At 38.5% G+C, this 26031-nt stretch carries 24 protein-coding genes and 1 other RNA gene; 3 read left to right on the top strand and 22 right to left on the bottom strand.

Annotation, left to right across the window (positions count from 1 at the left end; genetic code table 11):
- Position 1: 1 nt before the first annotated feature.
- The 8 genes from BTR25_RS20015 to BTR25_RS19980 form a co-directional block, all read right to left on the bottom strand.
- Positions 2–1381 carry a YjiH family protein gene (locus BTR25_RS20015; protein WP_075689798.1) on the bottom strand — a complete coding sequence of 460 codons (1380 nt, stop codon included), beginning with the start codon at positions 1379–1381 and terminating at the stop codon, positions 2–4.
- Between the two features lie 27 nt (positions 1382–1408).
- On the bottom strand, positions 1409–2266 hold the full coding sequence (locus tag BTR25_RS20010; RefSeq protein WP_075689797.1) for a MurR/RpiR family transcriptional regulator: 858 nt from the start codon (positions 2264–2266) through the stop codon (positions 1409–1411).
- A gap of 353 nt (positions 2267–2619) precedes the next feature.
- Positions 2620–4242: a Na/Pi cotransporter family protein gene (locus BTR25_RS20005; RefSeq protein ID WP_075689796.1), complete on the bottom strand. Its 1623-nt coding sequence runs from the start codon at positions 4240–4242 to the stop codon at positions 2620–2622.
- A gap of 134 nt (positions 4243–4376) precedes the next feature.
- On the bottom strand, positions 4377–4802 hold the full coding sequence (locus BTR25_RS20000) for a protein-tyrosine phosphatase family protein (protein ID WP_075689795.1): 426 nt from the start codon (positions 4800–4802) through the stop codon (positions 4377–4379).
- Between the two features lie 126 nt (positions 4803–4928).
- The gene (gene arsC, locus BTR25_RS19995) at positions 4929–5348 is read right to left on the bottom strand and encodes an arsenate reductase (thioredoxin) (protein ID WP_075689794.1); all 420 of its coding nucleotides are present in this window, start codon (positions 5346–5348) and stop codon (positions 4929–4931) included.
- Between the two features lie 14 nt (positions 5349–5362).
- A complete protein-coding gene (locus tag BTR25_RS19990; protein ID WP_075689793.1) occupies positions 5363–6661 on the bottom strand; it encodes an arsenic transporter in 1299 nt (432 codons plus the stop codon).
- A 16-nt stretch (positions 6662–6677) separates the two neighbouring features.
- Positions 6678–7022, bottom strand: coding sequence for an ArsR/SmtB family transcription factor (locus BTR25_RS19985; protein WP_075689792.1), 345 nt, complete (start codon positions 7020–7022; stop codon positions 6678–6680).
- Positions 7023–7478: 456 nt separating this feature from the next.
- A complete protein-coding gene (locus BTR25_RS19980) occupies positions 7479–7973 on the bottom strand; it encodes an arsinothricin resistance N-acetyltransferase ArsN1 family A (RefSeq protein WP_075689791.1) in 495 nt (164 codons plus the stop codon).
- A gap of 263 nt (positions 7974–8236) precedes the next feature.
- Between BTR25_RS19980 and rnjA the strand changes: the two genes are divergently transcribed.
- Positions 8237–9913, top strand: a complete 1677-nt coding sequence (rnjA, locus tag BTR25_RS19975; protein WP_075689790.1) for a ribonuclease J1 — start codon at positions 8237–8239, stop codon at positions 9911–9913.
- 283 nt (positions 9914–10196) lie between these two features.
- Positions 10197–10604: an LAGLIDADG family homing endonuclease gene (locus BTR25_RS19970; RefSeq protein WP_075689789.1), complete on the top strand. Its 408-nt coding sequence runs from the start codon at positions 10197–10199 to the stop codon at positions 10602–10604.
- A 343-nt stretch (positions 10605–10947) separates the two neighbouring features.
- Here BTR25_RS19970 and ssrA read toward each other — a convergent pair.
- The 14 genes from ssrA to rpoN all read right to left on the bottom strand — a co-directional run bounded on the left by ssrA (position 10948) and on the right by rpoN (position 25590).
- Positions 10948–11284, bottom strand: a transfer-messenger RNA (tmRNA) gene (ssrA, locus tag BTR25_RS19965).
- Positions 11285–11439: 155 nt separating this feature from the next.
- Complete coding sequence (gene smpB / locus BTR25_RS19960) at positions 11440–11907, bottom strand: SsrA-binding protein SmpB (RefSeq protein WP_075689788.1); 468 nt, start codon at positions 11905–11907, stop codon at positions 11440–11442.
- A gap of 89 nt (positions 11908–11996) precedes the next feature.
- Positions 11997–14372, bottom strand: coding sequence for a ribonuclease R (rnr, locus tag BTR25_RS19955; RefSeq protein ID WP_075689787.1), 2376 nt, complete (start codon positions 14370–14372; stop codon positions 11997–11999).
- Between the two features lie 24 nt (positions 14373–14396).
- Positions 14397–15143: an alpha/beta hydrolase gene (locus BTR25_RS19950; protein ID WP_075689786.1), complete on the bottom strand. Its 747-nt coding sequence runs from the start codon at positions 15141–15143 to the stop codon at positions 14397–14399.
- Between the two features lie 148 nt (positions 15144–15291).
- The gene (gene secG, locus BTR25_RS19945; protein ID WP_075689785.1) at positions 15292–15525 is read right to left on the bottom strand and encodes a preprotein translocase subunit SecG; all 234 of its coding nucleotides are present in this window, start codon (positions 15523–15525) and stop codon (positions 15292–15294) included.
- Positions 15526–15635: 110 nt separating this feature from the next.
- Complete coding sequence (locus tag BTR25_RS19940) at positions 15636–16553, bottom strand: DUF7916 family protein (protein WP_075689784.1); 918 nt, start codon at positions 16551–16553, stop codon at positions 15636–15638.
- A gap of 140 nt (positions 16554–16693) precedes the next feature.
- Positions 16694–17992 (bottom strand): phosphopyruvate hydratase, encoded by a 1299-nt coding sequence (gene eno / locus BTR25_RS19935; protein WP_075689783.1) that lies wholly within the window; start codon positions 17990–17992, stop codon positions 16694–16696.
- Between the two features lie 23 nt (positions 17993–18015).
- Positions 18016–19548, bottom strand: a complete 1533-nt coding sequence (gene gpmI, locus BTR25_RS19930) for a 2,3-bisphosphoglycerate-independent phosphoglycerate mutase (RefSeq protein WP_075689782.1) — start codon at positions 19546–19548, stop codon at positions 18016–18018.
- Positions 19541–20302, bottom strand: coding sequence for a triose-phosphate isomerase (gene tpiA, locus BTR25_RS19925; RefSeq protein WP_075689781.1), 762 nt, complete (start codon positions 20300–20302; stop codon positions 19541–19543). The genes gpmI and tpiA overlap by 8 nt, the downstream gene beginning before the upstream one ends.
- 156 nt (positions 20303–20458) lie before the next feature.
- Complete coding sequence (locus BTR25_RS19920) at positions 20459–21643, bottom strand: phosphoglycerate kinase (RefSeq protein ID WP_075689780.1); 1185 nt, start codon at positions 21641–21643, stop codon at positions 20459–20461.
- 125 nt (positions 21644–21768) lie between these two features.
- Complete coding sequence (gene gap, locus BTR25_RS19915) at positions 21769–22776, bottom strand: type I glyceraldehyde-3-phosphate dehydrogenase (RefSeq protein WP_075689779.1); 1008 nt, start codon at positions 22774–22776, stop codon at positions 21769–21771.
- 51 nt (positions 22777–22827) lie between these two features.
- Positions 22828–23850 carry a sugar-binding transcriptional regulator gene (locus tag BTR25_RS19910; RefSeq protein WP_075689778.1) on the bottom strand — a complete coding sequence of 341 codons (1023 nt, stop codon included), beginning with the start codon at positions 23848–23850 and terminating at the stop codon, positions 22828–22830.
- A gap of 134 nt (positions 23851–23984) precedes the next feature.
- Entirely contained in the window at positions 23985–24242 is a 258-nt protein-coding gene (locus tag BTR25_RS19905; RefSeq protein WP_075689834.1) for a glutaredoxin family protein, read from the bottom strand.
- Between the two features lie 13 nt (positions 24243–24255).
- Positions 24256–25590, bottom strand: a complete 1335-nt coding sequence (gene rpoN / locus BTR25_RS19900) for an RNA polymerase factor sigma-54 (protein WP_075689777.1) — start codon at positions 25588–25590, stop codon at positions 24256–24258.
- A 255-nt stretch (positions 25591–25845) separates the two neighbouring features.
- On the opposite strand from rpoN, the gene BTR25_RS19895 reads away from it, so the two are divergent.
- A partial coding sequence (locus BTR25_RS19895) for a transposase (RefSeq protein ID WP_483295275.1) occupies positions 25846–26031 on the top strand: 186 nt, incomplete at its 3' end.

Raw genomic sequence — 26031 nt, 5'->3', positions numbered from 1 at the left:
ATTAAAAAATAATGTGTGCAATTGCTACTACAATCGGTAGTGTAATAATGGTACGCAGTAAGAAAATCAATACTAAATCTTTGATCGAGATTGGCAGTTTTGAACCAAGAAGCAAGCCGCCCATTTCTGACATATAAACTAGCTGTGTTACAGACACACAGGCAATAATAAAACGAGTCATTTCACTTTCAATTCCGCTTCCGATAACTGCTGGCAAGAACATATCAGCAAAGCCAACTACCATCGTTTGCGCTGCTTCTGCTGCTTCTGGAACCTGCATCAAAGCTAAGATCGGCTCAAATGGCTTACCAAGAATCGTGAACACTGGTGTATATTCAGCGATTACCAATGCAGTGGTTCCGATCGCCATAACAATTGGCAATACACCCATCCACATGTCTAAAACATTTCCAAGACCTTCTTTGACCGTTTTTGAAACACTTGTATTCTTTTGTGCTTTCTTTACCGCCAAGTTTAAGCCCCAGCGTGCTGGTGTAAACTCAGCTGGAATGTCATCTTCAACCTTAAATTCTGTACCTTCATAACCTGTATCAGGCTTTCTCGACAATGGCGGTATACGCGGCATAATGACAGCTGCCACTAAACCGGCAAAAATAATCGTCGCATAATAATGCATGAAATACTCACCTAAGTCTAGGTATTGAGCAATAACAATCGTAAAAGTTATCGATACTACAGAAAAAGTCGTTGCTACAACTGCTGCTTCACGTTTTGTGTAATAGCCATCTTCATACTGCTTCGTTGTTAATAATACTCCAATGGTTCCATCGCCCACCCATGATGCCAGACAATCTAATGAAGAACGTCCAGGTAATTTAAAAACTGGTCGCATGAACTTGATTAATAATGCTCCAACAAATTCAAGCAAGCCAAAATTCAATAGTAGCGGTAAAAGGAAACCAGCTAACAAGAAGGTGGTAAATAAAATCGGCATTAAGTCGTAAATCAAAAGTCCACCGGTATTTTCCGAATAAATCCACTCAGGACCCATTTCAAAAATCGTAATGCTAGCAAAAACTAATCCTAAAAAGCGTGCAATTAGCCAGAACAAATTAACATTCAACAGTTTATTAAGAAGTTCATTTTTGAGTATAAAGCTTGGTTTAAAAACAAATGCAATAAATGAACCTATTACCGATAGGGCGATAACTGCCAGTGTAATCGGTGGAATCAAGTCACCTAATAGACCATTGATTTGGCCTGCTAAATAGGCAACAGGGATGGTGATTCCGTCCTCAGCTTGGAACGGAATCATGAATAGTAAGACCCCAAAAAGCGATGGTATGATAAATTTCAAATAATCTACGAATGATTTCACTTCTTCTTTGTTTGCTGCTAACTCTTTTGAATTTCCATTCATGAAAGTGCCTCCTAAATTTATACGTTTTTATTCAAGAAATAATTGTAGGTCTGTATAAAACATTTCTAATTTTTTTTGCCTATTGCTTATCTTATCCTGATCCTTCTGATGGATTCCTGCAATGATGACTTCAAGCAAGGTAATCACAGAGGCAATCGAGTGATGTCCTGATTCCATAAACTCTTCTGTTGTTAAAGTTGTGTCTGACACTTGGCCAATCGGTGATAGCTGCCTGTTTGTTATGGCAATAATGTTGGCTTTTTGTTCCCTTGCAAATTTCGCTAGTTTCATAGATTCTTTCCGATAACGCGGGTATGAAAAAATAATAACGGCAGACTTTTCTGTAAGGTCTGTCATATCCTCCGTCATAAAACCAGTAGGATTACTGATATACACATGATCCCTAAGCTGCTTAAGCGAAAAATAGAACCAGTAGCCTGCACTATACGAACTGCCAAATCCACCAATAAAAACGCGGTCAGCTTTTATGATTTGATCAACAACCTTCCAAATTTGAGTTGGATCCTGCTGCTGAAATAATTGCTTAAGGATTAGCTTTTCTTTTTCAATCACTTTGGTGAACAAATGAGTGTTGTTATTTTCATTTTTGGAATTTGATATTCTCTCATCCATTTGAGTATCTTTACTCGAAAGCCACTCTTTACGCAGCTTTTCCTGCATTTGTGAAAAACCACTAAACCCCAGTGCATACGCCAGTCGAATCACGGTCGTTTCACTGACTCCTACCTTCTTTCCTACCTGAAAGGCGGTAAGCAGTGGAGCTTCGTTTTTGTGTTGGATGAAAAATTCAGCAACCTTTTTTTGGCCTGGAGAAAGTATCGTTATATTTTCTTTTATTAATTGATTCAAAGATTTCTGCCCCATAATACCTCCTTTTTCAGCAACGAAAGAAATACTTCACTATAAAGTATATAAAGTATCCCATCCTTCATGCCTAGCAAAAAAAAAATGCCTAGAGTTAGTAACAATACAATCATGTTGAATGATAAACTTCATAGATAGAATCATACAGGATAATATACTTCATAGGCAAGAGAAAAATGTATTTTTAGTTTAAAAAGTTTATATTTATGCATAAAACTGTTAACTCTTTCTATAACTATAAGGCAATCAACTAAAATCAATCAAAGGGCAGTTGATCATTATAACTAAAGACTGCACCCATGCCGGGCACACACAAACAAAGGACTGGATGCACATCCAGTCCTCTTAAACCCTTATACTTCTCCAATTACTTCTTCTGCAATATTAACTGCATGGTCACCTATTCTTTCTAAGTTACTAATAATATCAACATACACTATTCCTGCTGTTCCTGTGCATCTGCCTTCATTTAACCGTGCTATGTGTTTTTTACGAAGGTCACGTTCCATTTTATCGATCCTATCTTCCTTTTCTAGTACAGATTTTGCCTCGTCTATATTGCCTGTATCAAGAGCATGAATAGCCTGCTTAATAGTAGAAACTGTTAGGTCAAACATGTCATCTAAATCTTTGTTTGCTGATTCAGAAAACTCTACTTTGTTTGCAATTTTATGATCTACTAACTCCATAATATTCTCCATATGATCCCCAATTCGCTCTATATCACGCACTGTACTCATAAGTGCCGAATGTAGTTTGGAATCATTATCAGATAAAGAATGGGAAGAAATCTGGATTAAATACTCGGTAATTTTCCGATCTAGATTATTAATTGCATCTTCAAACTGTGGAATCATTTCACCATGTTTTTTCTTATGTGTTTTCAAATAATTCCTTGCTTCTTCAAGACCCTTTTCTGCTAAATCTGCCATTCTTATCACTTCTTTTTGCCCTTGCCCCAATGCAATAGAAGGTGACTGTCTAATAAACTCCTCGTCCAAATGAACCGCCTTATATTCTACTACTGAATCTTGACCAGGTATGAGTTTTATTACAATCCAAGCCAATACAGCTATGAAAGGAAATTGAATAATAGTATTAGAAACATTAAAAATTCCATGGGCGAAAGCGATCGTCATTTCAGGATTCAAACTCCAGGCATCTCTTATTAATTCAATTAAATACGTAAAAGGTTTTAATAATATGAGAACGAGTGCTGTACCAATAAGATTAAAAATAACATGAGTTGCAGCTGCCCTTTTGGCAGCTACTGAAGCACCTATAGCTGCTATTATAGCTGTGACAGTTGTTCCAATGTTATCACCAAATAAAACGGGAAGTGCAGCGTCTAAACTCAGTGCACCTTGGGCATATAAGGTTTGTAATAATCCAATTGCTGCAGACGAACTTTGGACCGCAATCGTAAAAATCGTTCCAATAACAACACCTAAAATTGGATTATCACTCATGCTGACAGTTAAATCAGCAAATGCCTGTACTTCTCTCAATGGTTTTAGGCCAGTACCCATTAAATCTAAACCGTAAAATAAAGCTCCAAAACCAAAGATAACCTGACCATAATTGTTAATTTTGTGATTTTTAAAAAAGAAAATAAGAAATGTTCCTACGGCAATAATCGGTAAGGCATACTTAGAAATTTTAATTCCAATGATAAATGCTGTCGCGGTTGTGCCAATATTAGCCCCAAGAATAACTCCAATGGCTTGCTTTAAACTCATAAATCCTGCATTTACTAGACCTACTGTTAAAACGGTCGTTCCTGTACTTGTCTGTAAAAGTATTGTGACTACAATCCCAGAAAGGATCCCCATAAGTGGGTTTGTTGTGAATCGGTCTAAAAGGTCCCGAAGTCCATCACCAGCAACCTTTTGAAGTCCATCACCTAAATATTTTATTCCAAATAGGAAAATACCTAATCCACCAAAGAACATAAATAATAATGTTTGTAAGTCCATTTTCCGTCATCCTTTTTAAGTCTATTTTGAACAAAAAAAAACCTCCAAACGTAAAGTTGAAGGTATCTTTTTAGAAAAATTAAGTAAAAAATGTACCTTTTTTATTTATGAAAAGCTTCTCGAAAATGTAATTCTTAATTAGGGTATATACGCTTTAATGCTTCTTTCATTTGAGGTTTCACGTTAATCTTAGGACGAGCAGTCTTAGCCATTTCTTCTGCTTCCTCAATTGTCTTAGCTTTACCTAAAGACAATAAGGTTCCAACTGCAACCGTCCCCGTACGGCCACTTCCACCACCACAATGGAAATAAATCTTTTTCCCCTCGTTATAGGCACTTACAACATCGTCTATTGACTTCTTAATAGATTCGTCCTGGTGCTCTCCATCATCAACGATGGGACTATGAATCCGATTATACTCAACTTTATTCTCAGGTGCTTCAGCTCGTAAATCAAATATAACATCCGCTTTTTCATGATCCATTACATCTTGCACATCATCGACTCCACCAATATAAATCCGGTCTTTAATTAACTCATTATAATTCTTTGTTGTCATCCTTAATCCACCTTTTAAATATGTTTCTATTTAAAGCTATTGTTTATATAGAAAATTAAATAAGCATATCCTTATATCGCATAACAATAATTGGCCAAGAGGTCAATCCTGGCTTTTAATGATCTCTTACTCCCCTGTATCTGCGAAGCGCTTGATACGTTCTCCAACATCATCACGAACTCGCTGGAAAACTGTCCATTTTTCTTCTTCTGTTCCTTCAGCCTTAGCAGGGTCGTCAAATCCCCAGTGTACTCTTTTCACTTTTGGCGGTGTAATAGGGCATTTATCTGCCGCATCACCGCACAGTGTAACCACTAAATCCGCATTATTTAAAATCTCAGGATCGATAATATCAGAGGTTTGATCGGAAATATCTATTCCAGCCTCTTTCATTGCCTTTACCGCATTCGGATTCAATCCATGGGCTTCAATTCCTGCACTGCGAACTTCCCACTCATCACCTAAATGTTTTTTTGCCCACCCTTCTGCCATTTGGCTTCGACAGGAATTACCTGTGCATAGGAAATATAATGATTTTTTTGACATTTTAAACTCTCCTTTTAATAAATAATTAACAACCAAATATATAGACCAACTAATGTAATAAATAGTGTTGGAATGGTTAATACAATACCTGTTTTAAAGTACGTTCCCCAAGAGATCTTGACCCCTTTAAGGGATAAAACATGCAACCATAATAAAGTGGCAAGTGAACCAATCGGAGTGATTTTAGGACCCAAGTCTGACCCAATCACATTGGCATAGATAAGGGATTCTCTGATTACCCCGCTAGTATCGGTATCGGCAATCGCTAATGCATCAATCATAACTGTTGGCATGTTATTCATGACAGAGGACAGAATGGCAGCGATGAATCCCATGCCGATTGTTGCAGCAAATAACCCTTTATCGGCTGTCGCTTGGATTAAGTCCGATAACACATTCGTTAAACCAACATTCCTTAATCCATATACCACGACATACATACCAATTGAGAAGAAAACAATTGCCCATGGTGCACCCTTGATAACCTTTTTCATTTCAATCGCTGGACTTCTTCTTCCCATGAAAAGGAAGAAAATAGCTACTATACTAGCTACAATGGAAACGGGAACCATTAAAAACTCACTAACGAAATACCCGACTAGAAGGATTCCTAAAACAATCCAGGACAATCGAAACATTTTTACGTCTCGAATGGCTTCTATTGGCTTTTTTAACTGTGTAAGATCATATTTTTTTGGAATGTTCTTACGGAAATATAGGAATAACACCAAGATACTTGCAACTAATGAAAAAAGGTTTGGAACAATCATTCTTGAAGCAAATTCAGCGAATCCAATCCCAAAAAAGTCAGCAGACACAATATTTACTAAGTTACTCACAACAAGTGGAAGCGAGGTTGTATCAGCAATAAATCCACTAGCAATGATGAATGGAAATACCATCTTTTCTTCAAATTTTAAGTTTCGAACCATTGCTAAAACAATTGGAGTTAAAATAAGTGCGGCACCATCATTAGCAAAAAATGCAGCAACTAGTGCACCTAATATCGAAACATACACAAACATTACAACTCCATTACCCTTTGCTGCTTTTGCCATATGAAGAGCAGCCCACTCAAAAAATCCAATTTCATCTAAGATGAGTGATATGATGATGATTGCAATAAATGCTAATGTTGCATTCCAAACAATGGATGTTACATCTAACACGTCATTAAAATCAACCACACCTGCGATAAGTGCTATGATCGCACCTCCACAAGCAGACCAGCCAATCGACAATCCTTTTGGCTGCCAAATGACTAAAATAAGTGTTAGTAAAAAAATGACGGATGCTACTATTACAGATGTCAAAATGGACTCCCCCCAATTACTCACACGAGATACGTAACCCCAGTTCTTCTAGTTCTTGTATTTTATTGTTTTGGTTAGGAAGATGCTGCAGTAGGTTTTGGATTAAGGGATTGTATTCACTATTCACATTTAATGAATAGATAATCCATTGTCCTCTTCTAGTTTCTCTTACTACCCCTGCATCTTTTAGCTTACGTATATGTTGACTAATCGCTGGTTGACTGGTTTTAAATATCTCTACAAATTCACACACGCAACAATCGTTTGTTTGTAGAATTTTCACCATGGTTAACCGTGTTTTATCACCTAACAATTTTAAAATAGATGCAGTTTTTTCAATATCTACCGTCGATACTTGCATGAATGACACCTCCTCAGTCCAAGTATTACTGTATAACCATTTACTAATATCCTTTGGTTATTTTTTAAATAAATTCATCATTTTATGCAAGTAATTAGAGATAATCGAAGGTCCCTTGTAATAACGTAAGAGAAGCATTCCAATAATTAAAACTAATAAAATAAATCCTATTGCAGGAATGGATTGGAATAACATGTTTTTCCCCCCAATGCATTATATTACATAATTGATTTACAATATAACGATTTGCTTATATATGGTATTTAATGAATATAAACAGATAATAATTTACCTATATATATTAGATAATTTTATTTAATACGTAGTTAGTTCCGTTAATTAATATATAACTATTTACTTATATGATATGTTAAACAATAAATAATTTCAATAGGTTAATTATAAAGTTAATGTAAAAAAGTAAAAACTGATAGCCGTAGCTAGCAATCCAGATGGTTACAATAGTTTTTCCATTACCATAACATCAACGAATTTACCACCTAGGATCCCCTGTTTTTGAAATACCCCGACTTCACGAAACTCCATTTTTTTATATAATCCCTGTCCTGATTGATTGAATGGAAATGTAAACAAGATGATTTTATGAAAGCCATTTTCTTTAGCAAGGGATTCAAGTCTTACCAGCAGTTTCTTTCCAACACCCTTACCTCTATACTCCCTAGATATATAAACTGATAAATCAGCGACCCCATCATATGCACACCGATTATTGTATTGATTTAAAGAAGCCCAACCAACAATTTGTCCCATTTCTTCTGCCACGATTACCTTATATCTGCCCCGATGATTTTCAAGCCAATTCCTCATGTATGTTTCATCTTTAATTTCTGTTTCTAACGTTGCAATCCTAGCCTCAATTCCTTGATTGTAGATAGTTTGAATTGACAGAATGTCCGAATCCATTGCTTCTCTTATGACTACATTTATCACGTCTTATTATCCCCTTTATTTTGTCACAAGATATTATACAAATTCCGAACGACCTCTACTTCTAGGATATGCTTTCCTTTTTGTCTCAATCAGGAATTAAAAAGTACATCATTCTTTAAAACTGTCGCTATGATTATTATATCTAATCAGAAATATAATGTTATCCCATTTATCTTTATCTATGAGGAAAAACACACTTTTTAGTAACCTCCATTTTTTATGATAGAATTAACCTAACAGTTTAAAATGGATGGAGTGAGTATATGACGTTTGGAAAAGAAAATAACATAGAAATTTTTGCACTCGGTGGTCTTGGGGAGATTGGTAAAAACACCTATGTTATAAAATATCAAGATGAAATTATTATAGTGGATGCAGGTATTAAATTCCCGGGAGATGATTTGTTTGGAATTGATTATGTTATTCCAGATTACTCTTATTTGATTGAAAATGAAGATAAAATAAAAGGTTTATTCATTACACATGGGCATGAGGATCATATCGGGGGGATTCCTTTTTTATTAAAGGAAATAAACATACCAATTTACGCTGGAAAATTGGCCATTGAGTTAATTAAGGAAAAACTAAAAGAGCATGGACTAGTGGATAAAGCAAGGTTTTATGAAATTGAAGAGGACAAAATAATTTCTTTTAAAAACTTGTCAGTAGATTTTTTTCGAACAACACATAGTATTCCCGATTCATACGGCATCGTTGTAAAAACACCGAAAGGGAATGTTGTTCATACAGGTGACTTCAAGTTTGATTTGACTCCTTTAGGTCATCCCCCCAATATTTCAAAAATGGCTGAAATCGGTAATGAAGGGGTAATCTGCCTGCTTTCGGATAGTACAAATAGTGAAATTCCCGGTTTTTCAATGTCTGAAAGGAAAATCAGTCAAACGATACACGATCTTTTTAACCATATTTCAGGGCGGATTATTTTTGCTACTTTTTCGTCCAATATGTATCGGTTTAAACAAGCAATTGATGCAGCAGTCATTAATAAAAGAAAAATTGCTGTTCTTGGAAGAAGTCTTGTAAAAGCAGTGCGAATTGGACAAGAACTTGGTTATTTAAATATTCCTGACAACACATTAATTCATGAGACTGATATTAACAAATATTCTGATAAACAAATGCTTGTCATCTGTACTGGTAGCCAAGGAGAACCTTTTGCTGCCTTATCAAGAATTGCTACTAAGAGGCACCCCCAACTATCAATAAAGAAAGAGGATACTGTCATTTTTTCTTCTTCCCCAATACCAGGTAATGTAATAGGTATTAATAAAATTATTGATCAATTAAGTCGTGCTGGTGCAAATGTAATCCATCATAAACTAACTGATATTCATACATCAGGTCACGGAGCTCAAGAAGAACTGAAACTTATGCTTCGATTGATGAAACCTACTTTTTTTGTGCCAATACACGGAGAATTCAGAATGCTAAAGAAGCATGCAGAGTTAGCACAGGAATGTGGTGTACCTATCTGCAATTCATTCTTAATGGATAATGGGAACATACTCGAAGTCAATGAAAAAACTGCCGAGGTGACTGGTAATGTACAAGCAGATCCTGTTTACGTTGACGGTGAAGGAATAGGTGACATTGGGGCAATTGTCCTTAACGATCGTAAAAAACTCTCAGAGTCTGGCATTTTAATGGCAGTTATAGCTATTGATTTTAAAAATAAAACCATCATTAGCGGTCCTGAAATTATTACGAGAGGATTTGTCTTTATGAGAGAATCTGAAGAATTATTGGGGAAAATTAGAGATGCTGCATCTACAGCTACATTAAAGGCTTTCGAAGCAGAACGACTTCAGTGGGTCACCATTAAGAAGGAGATATTAACTCAGGTTGAGCCATTAATTTATAAGGAAACCAGAAGACGACCAATGATATTACCAATTTTGATGGAAGTCTCTACAACTTAAAGTAAAATGAAAAGCTACCAATCGGTAGCTTTTTGTTTTTATTACTTTTGCTATAAGGATGAAACCAATGAGCAAATTTTTTTAAAAGTCGATAGACTTTCGGAGTCCTTCCCTAAGCCGAAGTCAGACACATTCAACTATATTATTCCTTGGTCTATAAATAAAAATGCGTTTGTTGGAGTTAAATCAATGCCCTGATACCTGTTAGTTTTTCTAATTGTAAAATTTTACATAAAGTAGTAGAATGAAATTAGAACACATGTTTCATTTAGGAGGTTTTCTAATGGAACCCTGGGAAGCTGCGTATGTAGCTGGAATTATTGACGGTGAGGGATCAATTACATTAACAACATTACATCATAATGAACACAGGCGGCCTTGTATTTCAATCGCCTCGACTGATAGAGACTTATTAGAATATGTATTATCACTTACTAGAGGTACTATCACTGATAAAAAAAATTATAAACCAGACAAACATAAAAAATCATTCTCATTGAATATCAAGAATAAGGATACAGTTCTGTCAGTATTAAAACAGATAACCCCATATCTCAGAGTAGATAAGAAAAGGAACCGTGCTCTATGGATTATCTGTAATTACGAAAGGGTAACACCAAGAAATGGTAAATATAACGGAGAATTACTAGAGCAAAAGGTAAGGTTTGAGGAGGATTTTTTTAGCATATAAAAAAACCAGCATTTCTGCTGGTTTGTTATCCACCTTATGTATGGTGGAGACGGCGGGACGTGCGTTTCCATGCTTTCGCAATGGCACTGACTATATCTTGAACCTGTTAATTTCACAGGTCCTTCGGCGTCTTATGCGAAACATATATTTTACCTCTTTAAGGAGGCAGGATTTCGCATCCTAGTACTACCATTCAATAATGGCAGCCTATGAGTCGATACACGGCTGTTGGATTACTCCACATACCGCTCGGCATTGCCTTATCGCACTTTAGCGCGACGTAGGTTTCACCGATAAAGCCGAATTTTCACTTATGTGTTACCACATAAGGCGACTAAGTTACTAATCGAACCCGCGTCCAAAGATATCGGCACTTAAGCTTCTACGAGTGTAGTCGACATATTGGCGCTTCGCTGATCCTTTTGCCTGTCGACAGGCTTCCGGTCAGCTAGTCTGGTTGTTCTCTTCCTTCGCCCTCAGACGGTGAGCTCCGGTGTAGCCTACTAAGAGTGAGTCCGCTACCCTACCACATAGGCGATGGAGGGGCGAACAGCTATGCAGTTATTAAGCTGCGAAAGCTAGGTTGTTGTTAGTTTTGCCAGTTATAGGCGTTGACGTTTTAACGAGGCCGATCCCCTCGACTCGCCACCCAAGCTCGAACTACCCCTGTCGAATCCGTAGCGCCCCCATATAAAATGTGCTGAAATCTAGTTAAAGATTTAAGCAGCAGACGTTAGGATGCTCAACAATAGTTTGAGCAAAAGTTTTCATCGCTCCTTAGCGACAAACTTATTATAACATACTGAGCGCATATTTCAATTGTAAGTATTTGTAATTACATCTTTTGTCGCTCACGGAAAGCTCGTTCGATATCTCGCTTAGCCTCTTTCTGCTTCAAGACTTCACGTTTATCATAATTCTTCTTACCTTTTGCAAGACCTAATAAAACTTTTGCAAATCCATTTTTCAAATAAATCTTTAAAGGAATAAGCGCATAGCCGGCTTCCCTTGTTTCACCAAATAATTTATGAATCTCGCGCTTGTGGAGTAATAGCTTTCTTTCTCTTAGTGGATCATGATTAAAACGATTCCCCTGCTCATAAGGGCTCACGTGCATATTAATTAAATGCATTTCACCGTTATGGATTCTAGCATATGAATCCTTTAAATTCACTTTACCAGCGCGGATTGACTTAATCTCAGTTCCTTGAAGAACAATTCCTGCTTCATACGTTTCTTCAATATAATAATCATGATTCGCTTTCTTATTTTGAGCAACCACTTTACCTACACCTTTTGGCATTCGCTACACCTCTTCTCTAGGCTTTTATTGTAGCAAAAATAAGCCTGCATCACAATTGAAAGAGAGCCTTATTAAGGCCCTCTCTTATACTATCTTCTCTTTTTGCGTTTTGTGCTTTTATTTTTAGGGACATTGTCGTAGAATTTTCGCTTCTTTCTTGGACCCTTACCATTTTCACTGCTCTCGGATTTTTGACCTTCACCTTGGCCTCGTCCTTGACCTCCAGCTTGCCCTCGTCCTTCTGTTGTCTTGTTCCGACGTGGTTTTTTCACATCACTGCCGGTTTGGAAAACTCTCGGCGTATCTGAACGCTCGCGGCGAGTTCCTTTCATTCCAACAATTTCAAAGTCGATTGACCGTTCATCTTTATTCACTTTTACCACTCGAACGGTGATTTCATCACCAATTCTAAATACATTTCCTGTTCGCTCACCAATCATTGCCAAATGTCGCTCGTCAAACCGATAGTAATCATCGGTCATATAGCTGACATGGACAAGACCTTCGATGGTATTTGGCAGCTCAACGAACATCCCAAAGTTGGTGACAGAGCTAATGATGCCATCATACTCAACACCAATCTTATCCTCCATGTATTCAGCTTTCTTTAATTCATCCGTTTCCCGTTCCGCATCAACGGCGCGACGCTCCATTTTGGAGGCATGCTGAGCAATCTCAGGCAAGCGGACATTCCACTTCTCCCTCGTCGTTGCATCTAGCTTTCCTTCTATTAAATACGTCCGGATTAAGCGATGAACGATCGTATCAGGAAAACGCCTGATCGGTGAAGTAAAATGTGTATAGAACTCAGTTGATAAACCAAAATGTCCTAAGCTTTCTGGGTCATACTTAGCCTGTTGCATCGAACGGAGCATAACGGTTGAGATAACCATCTCCTCAGGCTTCCCTTGGACCTCTTCAATAATTTCTTGAAGCGCTCTTGGATGTACCTCATTGGCCGTTCCTTTCACGATATACCCAAAGTTTGTAATGAATTCAAAAAACCTTCTCAGCTTATCTTCCTTTGGATCTTCATGGATTCGGTAAATAAACGGAACTTCCATCCAATGAAAGTGCTCTGCAACGGTTTCATTTGCTGCCAGCATGAACTCCTCAATAAGCCTTTCAGCTACTGACCGTTCCCGGAGGACAACATCCGTTGGTTTACTTTCTTCATCAACCAAAACCTTTGATTCCTTAAAATCAAAATCGATGGCACCTCGCTGCATCCTTTTATTTCTTAGAACGGAAGCCAGTTCCTCCATCAATTCAAACATCGGGACAAGCGACTCGTAACTTGCTCTTGTTTCTTCATCTTTATCAACTAAGATTTTATTAACATCAGCATAGGTCATCCGCTCTGTTGTTTTAATTACACTTTGAAAAATTTCATGATTAACAACACGACCTTCGTCATTAATCTCCATATCACATGAAAGCACTAACCGATCAACCTTGGGATTTAATGAACAAATTCCATTTGATAGACGATGCGGGATCATTGGAATAACCCTGTCTACTAAATAAACACTTGTCGCTCGGTCTTCTGCTTCTTGATCAATCGGGGTGCCTTCTTTTACATAATAACTAACATCAGCAATATGAACACCCAGCTTATAGTTACCATTCTCTAGCTTTGTAACCGTCACGGCATCATCTAAGTCCTTAGCATCGGCACCATCAATGGTTACGATGACTTCATTCCGTAAATCACGACGGTTTTCCAATTCACTCTCTTCAATCGTATCAGGTGTTTCGTTTGCCTGCTTCAATACATCCTCTGGGAACGACATTGGCAGACCATGCTTATGTATAACAGAAAGAATGTCGACGCCTGGATCATTTTTATGACCAAGTACTTCAATTACTTCACCTTCAGCACTTTTCCTGCCCTCAGGGTACGTGATGAGTTTCACTACAACCTTATGTCCTTCAACCGCTCCCTTAGAGGCAGCCTTAGGAATAAAGATATCGCCGGCAAATTTCTTATCATCTGGAATCACGAAACCAAAGCTCTTGCTTTCCACATAGGTTCCAACGATTTGCTGAACGCCTCGCTCGATAATGCGAATGATGCTTCCTTCTCTGCGCTGGCCTGAAGTTTCAGATGAAACTCGTGCGAGAACGGTATCGCCGTGCATAGCGGTATTTGTTTCGTTTGGCGGGATAAAAATATCATCCATTCCAGGTTCATCTGGAGCGACAAAGGCAAAGCCCTTGGCGTGTCCAATCAATCTTCCGCGAATTAAGTTCATTTTTTGCGGCAAACCATATCTGTTACTGCGGGTCCGAACAACCAACCCTTTTTCTTCCATTTGGACAAGAGCTTTTACAAATTCCTTAAAGTCACTCGAATCAGAAATCCCGAAAGCTTCCTCAAGTTCTTGGACTGTTAGCGGCTTATAAGCCTCGTCCCTCATATATTGTAATAGCTTATCAACATGCTGTTGAATATTTTCTTCCAACATAATCCCTCCTTAATAGGGCTATTAATCTTGCCAGTCTAATTTTTCTAAAAAACGGTAAATATCTTCATGAAGCTGGTCACGCTCTTTATCAAAGGTAATGACATGTCCTGATTCTTCATACCATTTAATTTCTTTTATCGGTGACTCTACTTCATTGTAAATAATGTTTGCACTCTCTGTGTTGATCATCTTGTCATGACGTCCTTGAACGACGAAGGTTGGAGCATAAATCAGATCAACATGGTTGCGAACATCCGAAATTACTGCTTGGAGAGCCTTTAGCGTTTTCATAGGTGTTTTTTTAAATTGTTCCATTTCCATTTCGACTTGTTCTTCTGATTTTCCTTCACGGCTTTTATAATCACGAGCATATTCAAGAATTCCTTGATACATTACCTCTTCACTTTTGATATACATGGGTGCACACATCGGTACAATACCCTTTATAGGTACAGTGTAACCCAATTTCAAGGAAAATACGCCACCTAGTGAAAGACCCGCCACTGCGATCTCTTCAAAACCCCTATTCTTTAAAAAGTGGTACCCATTCAAGGCGTCCTGCCACCAGTCTTCTGGTCCGGTATGAACAAGCTCTTCAGGCGGGACACCGTGACCTTTATATTGTGGTGCATGGCAGGTGTAGCCCTCTTTCTCAAGGTAACGTCCAAGCATCCGAACATCGGCTGAATTCCCCGTGAAGCCATGAAGTAATAAAACGGCTCTTTTTCCTCCTTCAAAGGTAAAAGGCTTTGGTTGTGCGATTTTCATATAAATAACTCCCTTATTTCAATTTCACTAATTTTAGTTTTAGCAAAGGCCGAGAGAACATGCCAGAAATAAGACTTGATGTTTACAAATTAATAAAGATGTAACAACGAAAAAACCCGACCTGCTGGCCGAGTTTGGGTATTTTTTATTAAACTTCGAAATAAGCAACTGCAATTGCAAGGATAATAAATAATACTGATAAAACGATAGTGATACGGTGTAGAATCAAATCAAGTCCACGTGCTTTTTGCTTACCAAATAATGTTTCTGCTCCACCTGAAATGGCACCAGATAATCCAGCACTTTTACCTGATTGAAGTAATACAACTAAAATAAGTCCAATGCTTACAATAACTAATAATGTTACTACGAATGCATACATGAAAGGCCACCTCCTGTTAAGTCGTACATTTCACAGTATTCTTAATGTACCATATTATTCTTCATTAAACAATACCAGTTATTGTGTCAGCTTTTAGGAGGTTTTATCCATTACCGTAATATAGAGGATGCCATTCTAACGTATGTATGTCTTTTTCCTCTGACAACGATGGAGTAGGCAGTAATATTTTCCGGAAGGGCAATCCCTACTGCACCTGCATCACCTATATGAAATAAGTCTGCCCCCGCCATTTTACTATTAAGAGCAATTTGTTTAATTGTTGCTTCATCTGAGCCTTCTTGACTAGTTCCTGTAGTAAGAATGGCAAGAGCTCCTTTTTCATGGACTATGTCTACTAATTTGGCTGTTTTTTCAACGGTAAAGCCAGGTACAGTCCCTGGAGATGGGATGAGGATAATATCCGCACCTGCTTCGATAAATGTATGCAAGGTTTCTTCCGACATTAGGCTGCTTCCCGCTTCTCCAGATACACCTGCACTGTGCATTTTACCAGATATAATCAAGCCGTCTTCACCAAAGACCCTTCTTGCAACCTGAATTGCTTTTGTGATTTCAGCGTTTGATACACCTGTTTTAGGGTTGCCCGTTAAACAGACAAAATCAAAGCCGAGTTCCTTAGCCCTTTGAAGCGACTTCTCCGTAGCAATCCTTCCCTCTGGAAGCTCAATTAGGGTTTCCATCTGTTTGGCACTCAAATCAACTGGCTCTAAATTCAACCCAATTGGCCTACCAGTAAGCTGCTTTAAGGTCCTTACGGTTGATTCAGGATCTTCAACTTTTAACCCCTCTATACTAGGGTTAGAGACGTCAAAGAAGTTTAATAATATTAGGTCTGCCCCAAATGCCGCCGCCATTTCAGCATTGGTAACTGCCGGATAATAAGGTGTAAAACTCCCAATTACCTCTGCTAAAATCGTCCTGCCCTCTGAAGCGATAATTGCCTGCTTTAACTCTTGACCATTCATCCGAGCAAAATCTGACGCCGAACAATCCAATAAACGCTTCATCAAATAGACCCCCAAGAAAATATTATTCTTCCTATATTTTACTATTTCTGGATGGTACCTGTCACTCCTCAAGGTATAGCGAACATCAGAGCAGAGTAAAAAAAACGCCCATTCGTCAATGAGCGCCTTTTTGTAAGAAATTATTTTTTTAGGTTATAGAAAGATTTTAAGCCATTATATTGTGCTGTCTCACCTAATTGGTCTTCAATGCGAAGCAATTGGTTGTATTTCGCAACACGGTCTGTACGTGAAGGAGCACCTGTTTTGATTTGACCAGCGTTTGTTGCAACTGCGATGTCAGCAATTGTATTATCTTCAGTTTCACCAGAACGGTGGGAAATAACTGCTGTATAGCCTGCACGCTTCGCCATTTCAATTGCATCAAATGTTTCAGTAAGAGTACCGATTTGGTTAACTTTGATTAGGATCGAGTTACCTATACCGTTTGCAATCCCTTCAGAAAGCTTTTTAGTGTTTGTAACAAACAAGTCGTCACCCACTAATTGAACTCTGTTACCAATCCGCTCAGTTAATAGCTTGTGGCCTTCCCAGTCGTTTTCATCTAATCCGTCTTCAATTGAAAGGATTGGATATTTAGTTGAAAGCTCTTCGTACCAATCAACCATTTCTGCAGAAGTCTTTACAACTCCTTCACCTTTAAGATGGTATTTGCCGTCTTCTTTGTTGTAGAACTCAGATGAAGCAGCATCCATTGCTAGGAAAACTTCTTCACCAGGCTTGAAGCCGGCTTTTTCGATTGCCTCAACAATTGTTTGAAGTGCTTCTTCGTTTGAACCTAGGTTTGGAGCAAATCCACCCTCGTCACCTACAGCAGTGTTAAGGCCTTTTGCTTTTAGAACCCCTTTAAGGCTGTGGAAAATTTCAGTACCCATACGAAGAGCTTCACGGAAGTTTGGTGCACCTACAGGCATAACCATGAATTCCTGAATGTCTACGTTGTTATCTGCATGCTCACCGCCGTTAACGATGTTCATCATTGGGACCGGAAGCTGCTTAGAGTTAAAGCCGCCTAGGTATTGATATAAAGGAACATCTAGGTAATCTGCAGCAGCATGTGCAACAGCCATAGATACACCAAGAATAGCATTAGCACCTAATTTACCTTTGTTTTCTGTCCCATCAAGCTCGATTAACGCATGGTCAACACCTACTTGATCAAGAACACTGAACTCTTCTTCAACAAGGAATGGAGCGATGATTTCATTTACATTACTTACAGCATTTAAAACACCTTTTCCAAGGTAACGTTCTTTGTCGCCGTCACGAAGTTCAACTGCTTCGTATTCACCAGTAGAAGCACCGCTTGGTACCATAGCGCGTCCAAAAGCACCTGATTCAGTAAATACTTCAACTTCAATTGTAGGGTTTCCACGGGAATCTAAAACTTCACGAGCATATACATCAACAATAAATGGCATTTGTATCTCTCCTTAAGATTGGGTTATTTAATTAATGTTTTTCCTGTCATCTCAACTGGCTGTTGTACATTTAAAAGGTTTAGCATGGTGGGTGCCAAATCACCTAAAATACCACCTTCACGCAATTCCACGTCCTTCTTCGTCACAATAACAGGAACAGGGTTGGTTGTATGGGCCGTCATCGGCTCACCTTCTAATGTGATTACCTCATCGGCGTTGCCATGGTCAGCAGTAATAATCGCTGTGCCACCTTTTTCAAGAATTAAGTCAACAATTTTACCTAGGCACTCATCTACCGTTTCAATTGCTTTAACGGTTGGTTCAAGCATTCCAGAATGTCCAACCATATCTGGATTCGCGAAATTTAAAAGTATCGCATCAAATTTATCGTTTTGAATTTCATTTAATAAGGCATCTGTCACTTCATACGCGCTCATTTCTGGCTGAAGATCATAGGTTGCCACCTTTGGAGAATTGATTAAGATTCGCTCTTCTCCAGGGAACTTATCCTCACGGCCGCCGCTCATAAAGAAGGTTACATGTGGATATTTTTCAGTTTCTGCAATCCGTAGCTGCTTCAAACCATTTTGCGATAAGACCTCACCAAGTGTGTTGTCAAGGTTTGATGGCTTAAACGCAACATACCCATTTACCGTTTCACTAAAATGGGTTAAGCAAACGAAGTGTAAATCTCTTGGATGCTTCTCACCACGATCAAATGCGCGGAAGTCTTCGTTTGTAAATACGTTAGATATTTGAATCGCCCGGTCAGGACGGAAATTGTAGAAGATTACAGCGTCATTATCTTGGATGGTTGCAACTGGCTGACCATCTTCTTTTGTGATAACAGATGGAATAACGAATTCATCAAAGATACCATGCTGGTAAGAATCTTCTACTACATCTAACGGATTAGAATAGGTAGGACCATCTCCATAAACCATGGAACAGTATGATTTCTCAACACGTTCCCAGCGCTTATCTCGGTCCATAGAATAGTATCGACCAGAGATCGTAGCAAATTCTCCTACGCCATACTCATTCATTTTATCCAAAGTCTGCTGAATATATGTTCTCGCAGTTTTTTGACCAACGTCACGGCCATCCAGGAAGCCGTGAATATAAACGTTCTCAACGCCCTCTTCTTTTGCCAGCTTTAATAGCGCAAACATATGGTTAATATGGCTGTGAACACCGCCATCAGAAAGTAAACCGAAAAGGTGCAGGTTTGTACCGTTCTTCTTAACATGATCCATCGCATTGCAAATGGTTTCATTTTTCACAAATTCGCCTTCACGGATGCTGATATTAACACGTGTTAAGCTTTGATAAACGATACGGCCGGCACCAATATTCAGATGTCCCACTTCTGAGTTACCCATTTGTCCTTCAGGAAGTCCTACCGCTTCACCTGATGCTATTAGATTAGAATGCGGATATTCATTCCACAAACGATCAAAATTAGGCTTTTTCGCATGATAAACTGCGTTCCCTTTTTGTTCATCCCTGCATCCAAATCCATCTAAGATGATGAGGGCAACGGGAGACTTACTCATAGCTACCTGCCTCCAATAACTGTAAGAACGATCCTGCCTCTAGGCTTGCACCGCCGACAAGAGCACCATCGATATCTGGCTGTGCCATGTATTCTTTGATGTTTTCAGGCTTTACACTGCCGCCATACTGAATTCTTACAGCATTTGCTACATCTTCGCTAAACTCTTGGGCAACAACTAGACGGATGTGAGCACACACATCATTTGCATCCTGTGAGGTAGATGATTTACCAGTTCCAATCGCCCAAATAGGCTCATAGGCAATAACGGTTTGTTTAACTTGCTCTTCGCTTAAACCAGCTAGTGCTTTTTGCACCTGTGCAGCCACTAATTCATTCGTTTCGCCATTTTCACGCTGCTCTAGCGTTTCACCACAGCAAACGATAGGTGTTAGATTGTATTTAAACGCAGCAAGTGTCTTTTTGTTAACAGCTTCATCCGTTTCATTGAACATTTCGCGGCGTTCTGAGTGGCCAAGAATAACGTATTGTACGCCAATTTCAGCAAGTGGTTTTGGGCTGATTTCCCCCGTGAAAGCACCGCTTTCTTCGAAGTGCATATTTTGTGCCCCAATTTTCACATTAGTACCTTCTACTAAGTCAACAAGTGTTTCTAAAAATAATGCCGGTGCACAAATGACTGAATCCATTTTTTCATTAGATGGAACTAGTCCCTTCACTTCTTCAGCAAAACTCTTTGCTTCCGCAAGTGTTTTGTTCATTTTCCAGTTACCTGCAATAATCGGTTTCCGCATGCTGGCACTTCCTTTCTAATAAAGCAATTTGTTGATATCGTCCTTTAATTTGTTGATATCGATGTTAAATTTGTTGATATCGCATAAAAATTTGTTGATATCGATGTTTATTTTGTTGATATCGCACAAAAATTTATTGATATACCGCAAAAAGTTCTATTTATCGTTCAAAGCAACTACACCTGGGAGTGTTTTACCTTCCATAAACTCAAGAGAGGCACCGCCACCTGTTGAGATATGGCTCATTTTATCTGCTAAATTGAACTTTTCAACTGCTGCTGCTGAATCTCCGCCGCCAATGACTGAATATGTACCTTCTGATTCTGCAAGTGCTTCAGCAACTGCCTTAGTGCCGTTAGCAAATGTGTCGATCTCGAACACGCCCATTGGTCCGTTCCAGATGACTAGCTTAGAATTTCGGATAACATCACTGTAGATTTCTCTTGTTTTAGGTCCAATATCAAGTGCTTCCCAATCTGCAGGAATTGCATCAATCGCAACCACTTGAGTATTTGCATCCGCTGAAAAATCATCAGCAACGATTACATCGACGGGTATATAGAAATTAACACCCTTCTCTTTTGCCTTTTCAATAAATGAATTTGCTAAATCAATTTTATCCGCCTCAAGCAATGACTTACCCACTTCATGTCCCTGCGCTTTTACAAAAGTATAAGCAAGACCTCCGCCAATAATCAGGTTATCAACTTTCTCTAAAAGATTTTCGATAACACCAATTTTATCCTTTACTTTCGCTCCACCGATAATCGCAGTAAATGGACGCTCTGGATTAGAAAGTGCCTTGCCTAAAACATCAAGTTCTTTTTCCATTAATAGACCTGAAACTGCTGGTAGGTGATGTGCAATCCCTTCAGTTGATGCGTGTGCTCTGTGCGCTGCACCAAATGCATCGTTCACATAAACATCAGCTAGTTCAGCGAAGGCTTTTGCTAATTCAGGATCATTCTTTTCTTCACCTGGATAGAAACGAACATTCTCAAGAAGAACGACATCTCCCTCAGACATGTCAGCAATCAAAGCTTTCACTGTGTCTCCGTATGCTTCATCTGCATTTTTCACTTCTTTACCAAGAAGCTCAGCAAGTCTAACACCAACTGGAGCTAAGCGCATTTCTTCAACCACTGTTCCTTTTGGACGGCCGAAGTGACTAGCTAAGATTACCTTTGCACCTTGTTCAATTAAATATTGAATCGTTGGCAGTGCTGCACGAATACGCGTTTCATCGGTAATTTTTCCATTCTGCATCGGAACGTTAAAATCCACCCGGCAAAATACGCGTTTTCCTTTTACATCAATATCTTTTAATGTCTTTTTGTTCATAGAAAAAGCCTCCTAAGGAATAATCACTCGATACTAGTAATGCTTTTTGCTCAAAAAAAGGGAAGGGGGAATGTTCCCCGTCCCCTTTGACCTGCCATAACATTAAGCTTGATTACTAATTGTTATTAAAGACCTTTAGACGCGATGTAATCAATAAGGTCAACAACACGGCTAGAGTAACCAACTTCATTGTCGTACCAAGATAATACTTTAACCATGTTATCTTCAAGAACCATTGTTGATAATGCATCAATAGAAGAAGATGCCGGGCTTCCGTTATAGTCTGTAGAAACTAATGGAAGGTCGCTGTAGTGAAGAATTCCTTTTAATGGACCTTCTGCTGCTGTTTTAAGTGCTGCATTTACTTCTTCAGCTGTAACATTTCTCTCTAATTCTGCAACTAAATCAACAATAGAAACGTTTGGAGTTGGAACACGTACTGCCATACCGTTTAATTTACCTTTTAGCTCAGGAAGAACTAAAGAAACCGCTTTTGCTGCACCTGTTGATGTTGGAATCATGTTTTCAGCTGCTGCACGTGCACGACGGTAGTCTTTGTGTGGCAAATCAAGAATTTGTTGATCATTTGTATAAGAGTGAATGGTAGTCATCATTCCACGCTTAATTCCAAAGTTATCATTTAGAACCTTCGCAAAAGGAGCTAGACAGTTAGTTGTACAAGATGCATTTGACAATACATGGTGGTTAGCTGCATCGTACTGATCTTCGTTAACACCCATAACGATTGTAATATCTTCGTTATCTGCTGGAGCAGAGATGATAACTTTCTTAGCACCTGCTTCAAGGTGCTTCGCTGCATCTTCACGCTTTGTGAAACGGCCAGTTGATTCAACAACTACATCAACACCAAGGTCACCCCAGCCAAGTTGTGCAGGATCGCGCTCAGCAAGAACCTTCACCTTTTGACCACCAACGATTAAGTATTGACCATCAACAGTAACCTCTTGTTGTAGAGTACCGTGAACAGTATCATATTTTAAAAGATGCGCAAGCATATTAGCATCTGTTAAATCGTTAATTGCCACAATCTCAACATTTGAATTGTTTAATGCTGCACGGAAAACGTTACGTCCAATACGACCAAATCCATTAATACCAACTTTTACTGCCATAATAATTTCCTCCTTATTTGGAAAAAGCTTATTTTTTTATTTAAAAAGGAATTAACCTTTTAATAACCTTCTTGCGGCACCTTCATCTGTAATCAATATGGTTGATGATGGTGCTTGTTTCATATACGACCTAATAGCCTTTGCCTTAGATGTCCCTCCAGCAACCGCGATGATATTAGGAATCTTCGCAAGATCGTCAAGCTGGAGTCCAATCGTTAATACCTTATGAACAATATCGCCTTTTTCATTGAAATAATAGCCAAAGGCTTCCCCAACTGCAATACTATTTTCTAGTTTTTCCATCACCTCAGGGCTAGTCTTTCTTCGTTCAGCCATTGTGATAGCATCTCCAATACCGTGAAGAACCATGCTTGCTGATTTAATTAAATCTAAAACTGCATGAATTTCAGGTTCTTTAATGAGTGATGCATAGATTTCAGGACTAACCTGGTCTGGAACATAAAAGACGCGATGTCGTGAATGGGTGTTTTTTGACATAATTGAACTAATTGTATTTGCTTGGTTGTGAACATCCTCACCGATGCCCCCTCTTGCTGGAACAAACAGTAATTCCTCATTTGTTAACTCAGGTGTTAATGCATCTGCGACAGCAGCCATTGTAGAACCGCCAGTTACTGCGATAATATTTTTTCCGTTGAGTAACTTTTTCATGCAAGCGGCACAGGCTTTACTTAACTCATTTTTCACTAGCGGAGATTCATCACTGTCACCTGGAACAATCACTGCCTTGTGAATACCAAGACGGTGCTTTAGTTCTAACTCCATTACATCCATACCCTTTAGCTCCCGCATTAAACCTTCGAGGTCTTCTAGTAAATTTTTTCCTTCAACCGTTAAACTCATCCCAATGTTGTTGGCAATAATGAGGTTTTGTTCTTTTAGGAAATCAACTTCACTTCGCAGGACTCTCTCAGTAAACCCAAGGCTTGTAGCAAGGCTCCTTCTTCCTACCGGCTGCATAAAACCGATATGTCTCAGGATCGTATATCTTTTATGTAATACTTGAAGAAGATCGGGTAATAATCTTTTTTGGATATCAATGAATGACTGCATGATGAGCAAGCTCCTTTATAAATAGTAGTTGGTCAAAAAATGTCCACCATAGACAAATTATGTCCCACTACAACTAAAAAAAATCACCCCTGCTAACAATTTACATTCTAACAGGAGTAAAAACCTATTTCAACTTATAAATTTAAGGTTTTTTCTTGTAAACGGTTACTTATGTCAAATTTGTTAATAATCCCAAAACCAATTTCTTCTCCGTTCAAAAGAACAACAGGAATCATCATTCCATATCGCTCGGTTAGCTCATCACTTTTGGCGATATCGATTTCCGCTAGTGTAAAAGGATAGGAATCTTTTAGTTCTAAAATTTGTGCCTTTGCTTTATCACATAAGGTACAGCCTTTCCTTGTATAAAAAGTAATAATATTCTCGGACATCGGTTCGTTCCTTTCAATCAAATCTTTTTCTCTTTGAAGAGGACAGGATCCCCAGCTGTTCACGATATTTTGCTACCGTTCTCCTTGAGACCACCATTCCTTCTTGGTTCTTTAAATGTTCTGCAATTTCTTGGTCCGAAAGCGGCTTTTGCTTATTCTCTCTTTCTATTAAGGAGTGGATTGCATTCTTCACCTGGGAAGAGGAAGTACTCTCATTGGAAACTGTTTGAATTGTACTAGTAAAGAAATATTTTAAAGGGAAAGTTCCCATTGGAGTTTGGACATATTTCTCCCTTACTGCACGACTTACCGTCGATTCATGAATATCAAGTTCACTTGATAGGTCCTTCATAGTCATAGGCAATAAGTAGTTTGGCCCTTTTTCAAAAAACATAGTCTGTCTTTCTACAATCTTGGTAACTACCTTTATTAATGTTTCCTTCCTTTGTTCAATACTTTTCATAATCCATTGAAAGTCCTGCTGTTTTTCTTGTAAAAACTTCCCTAGCTGAGCATCCTTTTTGGATGAAAATTGTTTATAGTATGAGGCGTTAAACCTAATCCTAGGCAGGAGGTCATCACATAACCTAATAGAAAATTGCATATCTGACTTTTCAACAATAGCATCTGGAATGATATATTTCGTTTCGTCCTGTTCCAAGCATGCACCTGGACGCGGATTAAGCTTCTGAATCCAATCAGAAACCTCTTGGATTTCCTGTAATGTTACGTGAAGCTCCTTTGTGATCTGTTTCCATTTCTTCTCAGCAAACGGAACAAAGTAATTCGTTAAAATCGTCTGTGCCAAGTCATTAGCTGAATTTTCCCGTTCAATCTGTATCAATAAACATTCTTGAAGATTTCGTGCACCAATACCAGCAGGTTCGAGAGTCTGAATGGCGATCAAGCAATCTTCTACTAGTTCAACAGAAAGTTTCATCTTCTCCGCTATTTGTTCAAGGGTTTCAGTGATGTAACCGTTTCCATCCATTGTTTGAATTATGTAACGAATAACCTGTAATTGCTTTGATGAGAATGCATTTATATTTAACTGAGACATCAGTTGCTCTTCTATCGTTGTTGACTTCGAGGCAATTTGTTCAATCCACTTGGTCTCTGTATTTTTTATGTTACTACGGGTCCGATTTCGGTTGCGATCAACCAATGGATTAATTGGTTTAATATTTTGATGATCTATTTCCAAAAGGGGATTTTCTAATGCTTTACTATCTAAAAACTCAGTCAGTTCTTGAGATGAATACTGGAGAAGCGCAATTGCTTGCGTTAGCTCTTGAGTCATCGCTAATTTTAATGTCTGCTGCTGCCATAACCCCGCCTTTAAATCCATTACATCTCCCCCCTTTTTCTATTTTACATGAAGGAGACGATTTATTGTATTGAAAAATTTATGCTGGACGTGTTGATTGGAGCAGAAGGCGCGAGACTCCTGTAGGAGCAAGGGGCAGGGGAGACCCCGCAGGCGCTTTAGTGAGGGCACTGAAAAAGTCCTTTGTTTTGAGGCAGTTGAAGGTTGATTTTATCAACCCTTCAACTGCTTTTTATTTTATAATTAAGGTAACAAGACTTTAAAGGTGGTACCGAAATGATTTCCTTTCAAGATTCATTTAATCTTAGCCCATATATAGGAATTTATGATCTCATTGTTCCAAAAGATAATATGCTTCGCCAAATTAAAAAACTAGTCGACTTTTCATTCATAATTGAAGAATTAAAAGATAAATATTGTCTGGATAACGGTCGCAATGCCGTGCCACCAATTCGAATGTTT

Source organism: Bacillus sp. MRMR6 (assembly GCF_001940785.1).
Lineage (GTDB): Bacteria > Bacillota > Bacilli > Bacillales > Cytobacillaceae > Neobacillus.
This window is presented reverse-complemented; position numbering and strand designations above follow the sequence as displayed.

Excerpts from the sequence above, each read along its gene's own strand:
- BTR25_RS19950 (WP_075689786.1), bottom strand. The coding sequence starts at position 15,143 with ATGAAAATCGCACAACCAAAGCCTTTTACCTTTGAAGGAGGAAAAAGA.
- arsC (WP_075689794.1), bottom strand. The coding sequence starts at position 5,348 with ATGTCAAAAAAATCATTATATTTCCTATGCACAGGTAATTCCTGTCGA.
- BTR25_RS20015 (WP_075689798.1), bottom strand. The coding sequence starts at position 1,381 with ATGAATGGAAATTCAAAAGAGTTAGCAGCAAACAAAGAAGAAGTGAAA.
- BTR25_RS19970 (WP_075689789.1), top strand. The coding sequence starts at position 10,197 with ATGGAACCCTGGGAAGCTGCGTATGTAGCTGGAATTATTGACGGTGAG.
- rnjA (WP_075689790.1), top strand. The coding sequence starts at position 8,237 with ATGACGTTTGGAAAAGAAAATAACATAGAAATTTTTGCACTCGGTGGT.
- BTR25_RS20000 (WP_075689795.1), bottom strand. The coding sequence starts at position 4,802 with ATGACAACAAAGAATTATAATGAGTTAATTAAAGACCGGATTTATATT.
- BTR25_RS19920 (WP_075689780.1), bottom strand. The coding sequence starts at position 21,643 with ATGAACAAAAAGACATTAAAAGATATTGATGTAAAAGGAAAACGCGTA.
- BTR25_RS20010 (WP_075689797.1), bottom strand. The coding sequence starts at position 2,266 with ATGGGGCAGAAATCTTTGAATCAATTAATAAAAGAAAATATAACGATA.
- gap (WP_075689779.1), bottom strand. The coding sequence starts at position 22,776 with ATGGCAGTAAAAGTTGGTATTAATGGATTTGGTCGTATTGGACGTAAC.
- BTR25_RS19905 (WP_075689834.1), bottom strand. The coding sequence starts at position 24,242 with ATGTCCGAGAATATTATTACTTTTTATACAAGGAAAGGCTGTACCTTA.
- BTR25_RS19940 (WP_075689784.1), bottom strand. The coding sequence starts at position 16,553 with ATGAAGCGTTTATTGGATTGTTCGGCGTCAGATTTTGCTCGGATGAAT.
- BTR25_RS19910 (WP_075689778.1), bottom strand. The coding sequence starts at position 23,850 with ATGCAGTCATTCATTGATATCCAAAAAAGATTATTACCCGATCTTCTT.
- gpmI (WP_075689782.1), bottom strand. The coding sequence starts at position 19,548 with ATGAGTAAGTCTCCCGTTGCCCTCATCATCTTAGATGGATTTGGATGC.
- rpoN (WP_075689777.1), bottom strand. The coding sequence starts at position 25,590 with ATGGATTTAAAGGCGGGGTTATGGCAGCAGCAGACATTAAAATTAGCG.
- eno (WP_075689783.1), bottom strand. The coding sequence starts at position 17,992 with ATGCCATTTATTGTTGATGTATATGCTCGTGAAGTTTTAGATTCCCGT.
- BTR25_RS20005 (WP_075689796.1), bottom strand. The coding sequence starts at position 4,242 with ATGGACTTACAAACATTATTATTTATGTTCTTTGGTGGATTAGGTATT.
- tpiA (WP_075689781.1), bottom strand. The coding sequence starts at position 20,302 with ATGCGGAAACCGATTATTGCAGGTAACTGGAAAATGAACAAAACACTT.
- smpB (WP_075689788.1), bottom strand. The coding sequence starts at position 11,907 with ATGCCAAAAGGTGTAGGTAAAGTGGTTGCTCAAAATAAGAAAGCGAAT.
- secG (WP_075689785.1), bottom strand. The coding sequence starts at position 15,525 with ATGTATGCATTCGTAGTAACATTATTAGTTATTGTAAGCATTGGACTT.
- BTR25_RS19985 (WP_075689792.1), bottom strand. The coding sequence starts at position 7,022 with ATGCAAGTATCGACGGTAGATATTGAAAAAACTGCATCTATTTTAAAA.